Source organism: Microcystis sp. LE19-84.1B, assembly GCF_027531875.1.
GTDB classification, from domain to species: Bacteria; Cyanobacteriota; Cyanobacteriia; order Cyanobacteriales; family Microcystaceae; genus Microcystis; species Microcystis panniformis.
This window is the reverse complement of sequence record NZ_JAPZSR010000423.1, coordinates 1-3,702: the sequence shown is the minus strand read 5'-3', so window position 1 is coordinate 3,702 and position 3,702 is coordinate 1. Positions and strand designations below refer to the sequence as shown.

Here is a 3,702-nt window from a genome sequence, read left to right as displayed (position 1 = left end):
GCCCAGAATCCACTCTCCCTGCACATAGAGGGCGATCTGATCGGGAATACTGGCCGCACTACCTAGTTTATCTGGGTCGAGCCATTCCATATCTCCCAAACGTTCCACCGCTAAACCGAGGATCGTTTCCTCTTCTTTGATTGCAATTATGGGAATTTCGGCTCGATCGGTGTTTAAGCGGCTGCTATCCCCCAAAAATTGCCCGAGATCCGCCACCCAGATCACTTGACCCCGGAGATTGATCGTGCCGAGAAGCAAGGGTGAAGCATTGGGAATGGGGGTAATCCGATCGAGTGGTTGCTGTATTACCTCGCCAATGCTCACGGCACTAAGGGCAAACTCCTCCTGAGAGGGTAGATAAAATCGCAAGTACAGTTCACCGACGGGAGTTTCTAATTCCTGATTGTCGGGGGCGATATCTTGAGCGTTACCAGTAAAAAAATCGGCGTTGTTAAGCATGAGTTTAGTTCTCTTGCAACTAATAATTCGGGCGGCGTTTTTAGCTGTCTTGACCTATACCATAGATACACTGTCTCTGGTGAGGGCAATTTTATCGGCGCAACAGTTGTTTAATGGTATAAATGAACTCAATCGGTTCAAAGGGCTTGACAATGTAGGCATCGGCTCCGATTTTCATGGCCCAATAGCGATCAAAGACTTCCCCTTTCAAGGAACAAATGACCACCGGGACATTTTTGGTTTTTGGATCCGACTTGAGACGACGACACACCTCATAACCATTCATGCGGGGCATGACGATATCGAGAACGACGAGATCGGGATTGAGTCTCTGAATATGTTCGAGGGCTTCTACCCCATCCGTGGCGATCGTGACCTTGATGCCGCTATTGCGGAGTAGATCACAGATCAGTTCCCGTTGCGTTTGGCTGTCTTCTACCAGCAATATTTCGCTCATAACTCCCTACCTAGCTCGGCTGCCAAGAACAACAATGGCAAAAGATGCCCGATAATAGTCCCCTTTGACTGGATGCTCGGAAATTGCTCTCATTTTTGCCTCCAACGCAATCTGAAATTTATCAGGGGTTTCCCTCTAAACAAGGACTTGATTCACCCTTTCGGGTTTCATCTCTATAGTTCCCAATTTTACCGGTGAACTACTCTCAAGGTCGTTGAGAGCTTCCTATTTCACGGGGGATTGCCTCAAGACGGACTTACGCCCAGCTTTTGGTCTTACATCCCCTCTATAGGCAGTATCGCGCTTTTCCTAACGATAATATCCGTAAGGCTTCATTTCTGATATTTATCGCCGCGTTTATCTCCCGGTCATGGGTTGTTTTACAATGCACACAAGTCCAACTTTCTAACCTCAAGCGGCAAACTACCCACTTGATTTAGACAGACATTACAAGTTTTAGAACTAGGAAAAAACCTATCAACTTCGGTATAAGTTTTTCCTTCCCATTCTGCCTTGTATTTAAGCATTGTACAAAACATTCCCCAACCACAATCACTAATAGCCTTAGCTAAATTATGATTGCGTACCACGCCTTTAACATTGAGGTTTTCTACCGCAATAACTTGGTTTTCGTTAACTATCTTACGGGATAGTTTGTGGAGAAAATCCTCACGACATCTTGATATTTTAGAATGGACTTTAGCTACTTTACGTCTAGCTTTTTGACGGTTGTTACTTCCCTTCTTTTTACGGGATAGCTTCTGTTGTTTCCTTTTTAGATTACGTTGATGTTTAGCAAAATGTTTAGGGTTATCATATTTACTGCCATTACTGGTAATACAAAAATGAGTTATAGCGGTTCTCGCATCTGTGCGGCACACTTAAACCTTTGCTGATTAAGCTGTTCAGGATATGGAATGTACCTCTTGTGAATCAGAAACGCTATAATCCTAAATCAATTCCTATCGCTTTTCCATCCGTTGATGTCGTCACGGAATCTCATCCGTCATCAACTAAAATAGAAGCGTAGTATTTATCATCGGGATTTCTTGACACGGTTACAGTTTTTATCGTTCCTTCAACACTCCAGGCTCTTCTCGACTTTGTGTGATAATTTTTGCTTATGGAATCCTGAAGTGCTTATCGGGCAGAACTTTTAGGACTATTTTGCGGATATTCTATCAGTATAAAACTCGTTTCCACACAGAAACCAGAAGAGCCAACTCCCAGTGACGAACACAATAAACCAATCCAATTTTAGGAAGCTTTAGATAATCTCCCTCAAATTTAATATTAGCTGGATAGCTAATTGATTGTTTACCATGTTTAGATTTGAATCTTGGTAGTCTAGCTCGTTTCTCAAAGAAATTTTGATAAGCTTGCGATAAGTTCAAAGCAACAACCTGTAAACACTGGGAATAAGCATCTGTCAACCACTCATATTCTTTTTTGAGACTAGGCAATAGTCCTTGAATATAGTTTCGTGTCAGTCCTTTTCCTCTGGTTTTATAGGTTTCTTTGCATAAATTCAGGGAAAATTCCCAAACCAACGACCACAGCCAAAGCTTTTTGCTAAGGCTATTTCTTGCTCGGTATTAGGCTTAAGTCTGAATTTGTACGCTTTGTACATAAGAATTATCAAGAAACTATAACTATGATATAGCGTTTCCCAATCTCATGAGGTACACCAAAATCTTAACTCCTGACTCCTGACTCCTCAAAACCTAAGACTCTGTACCTCACAACTATAGAAGTTGCTATAACATAGTTTTTGAGGAATTGTCTATATGCTGGTCAGCATTCTTGAGGTGAACCCTGGGGCGAATTGCTTCGCCCCTTTAAAAGCCCCGTCCCCTCGCGCTAAGCGCGAGGGATGAATGCTGACATTCAGTTAAATCCTGTTTAATAAGGTATGGGGGTACTGCGGATCGCTGGAGCTGCGGAGCGCCAGAGAAACAATCCATCGCTGGTGATCTAGAGATGATGCCCAATCCCGTCCCACTCCCTCTTGATGAGAAACGCTCTCTTCCCTCCTCTTGTCACTAATAATAAATCTGATAAGCTAATTATGTAACATATTTTTCAGTAAGCTTTACGGTTCTTCTGGTTTCTGTGTGGAAACGAGGTCTATACTGATAGTTTCTTCTTTCAAAATAGTCCTAAAAGTCTTGCCCAGTAAGCATTTAAACTTACATAAGCAAAAATTATCACACAAAGTCGAGAAGAGCCGCTTTACGAGATTGACTACCGAATTTTTTGAGACCAAGATAGTACGCTTGAACTGGACAATCAGCAAAAATTTTCCAGTCGGGAAGGGGAAGAATTGAGAACAAATGTATGGATAAAAAAGAAAAACTCGAATGATAGAAATTAAAAAATTTTTGGGATCGGATGGTTACACACCAAACCATAGACGGGCTGCTCCTAGCCTTGATCGCCAACTCTCCCTAAAACCGATGACAAAAACTTTTATTATAGAGGACGACTACTCGTGCTATACCTTGCAGAAGTAAAAAAACAGACTAGAGGTTTTATCGGCGGTTACAAAACCGAATTGAAACTATTGGCCTGTCAGCATAAGGATCAGACGTGGAGTGCCATACCAGGGGAAGATATCTTAACCTACGACGAAACTAACTCCCTGAGTGAAGGTGCGCTTCTCTTGGTAAATTTGAGCAATAATCGTCAACTGCAAGGAAACCCGGAATTAGCGGGAGCGGAGATGGTGCGGCAACTGCAAAAGATTTCCCGTTTGATGGAGCGCAGCAAGAAAGATCAAGAGAAAA

3 protein-coding genes and 2 pseudogenes are annotated in these 3,702 nt (G+C 42.6%); 1 reads left to right on the top strand and 4 read right to left on the bottom strand.

Annotated features, from left to right (window positions below):
- The 4 genes and pseudogenes from O9324_RS23745 to O9324_RS23730 all read right to left on the bottom strand — a co-directional run.
- A partial coding sequence (locus O9324_RS23745) for a CheW domain-containing protein (RefSeq protein WP_288141481.1) occupies positions 1 to 459 on the bottom strand: 459 nt, incomplete at its 3' end.
- Positions 460 to 550: 91 nt separating this feature from the next.
- Positions 551 to 916 carry a response regulator gene (locus tag O9324_RS23740; protein WP_002757614.1) on the bottom strand — a complete coding sequence of 122 codons (366 nt, stop codon included), beginning with the start codon at positions 914 to 916 and terminating at the stop codon, positions 551 to 553.
- A 225-nt stretch (positions 917 to 1,141) separates the two neighbouring features.
- Positions 1,142 to 1,996, bottom strand: a pseudogene (locus O9324_RS23735) (RNA-guided endonuclease TnpB family protein); the annotation flags it as partial.
- 140 nt (positions 1,997 to 2,136) lie between these two features.
- Positions 2,137 to 2,546: pseudogene (locus O9324_RS23730) on the bottom strand (RNA-guided endonuclease InsQ/TnpB family protein); the annotation flags it as partial.
- 861 nt (positions 2,547 to 3,407) lie between these two features.
- On the opposite strand from O9324_RS23730, the gene O9324_RS23725 reads away from it, so the two are divergent.
- Positions 3,408 to 3,702 (top strand): HmpF-related protein (locus O9324_RS23725; RefSeq protein WP_502846599.1); only part of this gene is annotated, 295 nt, incomplete at its 3' end.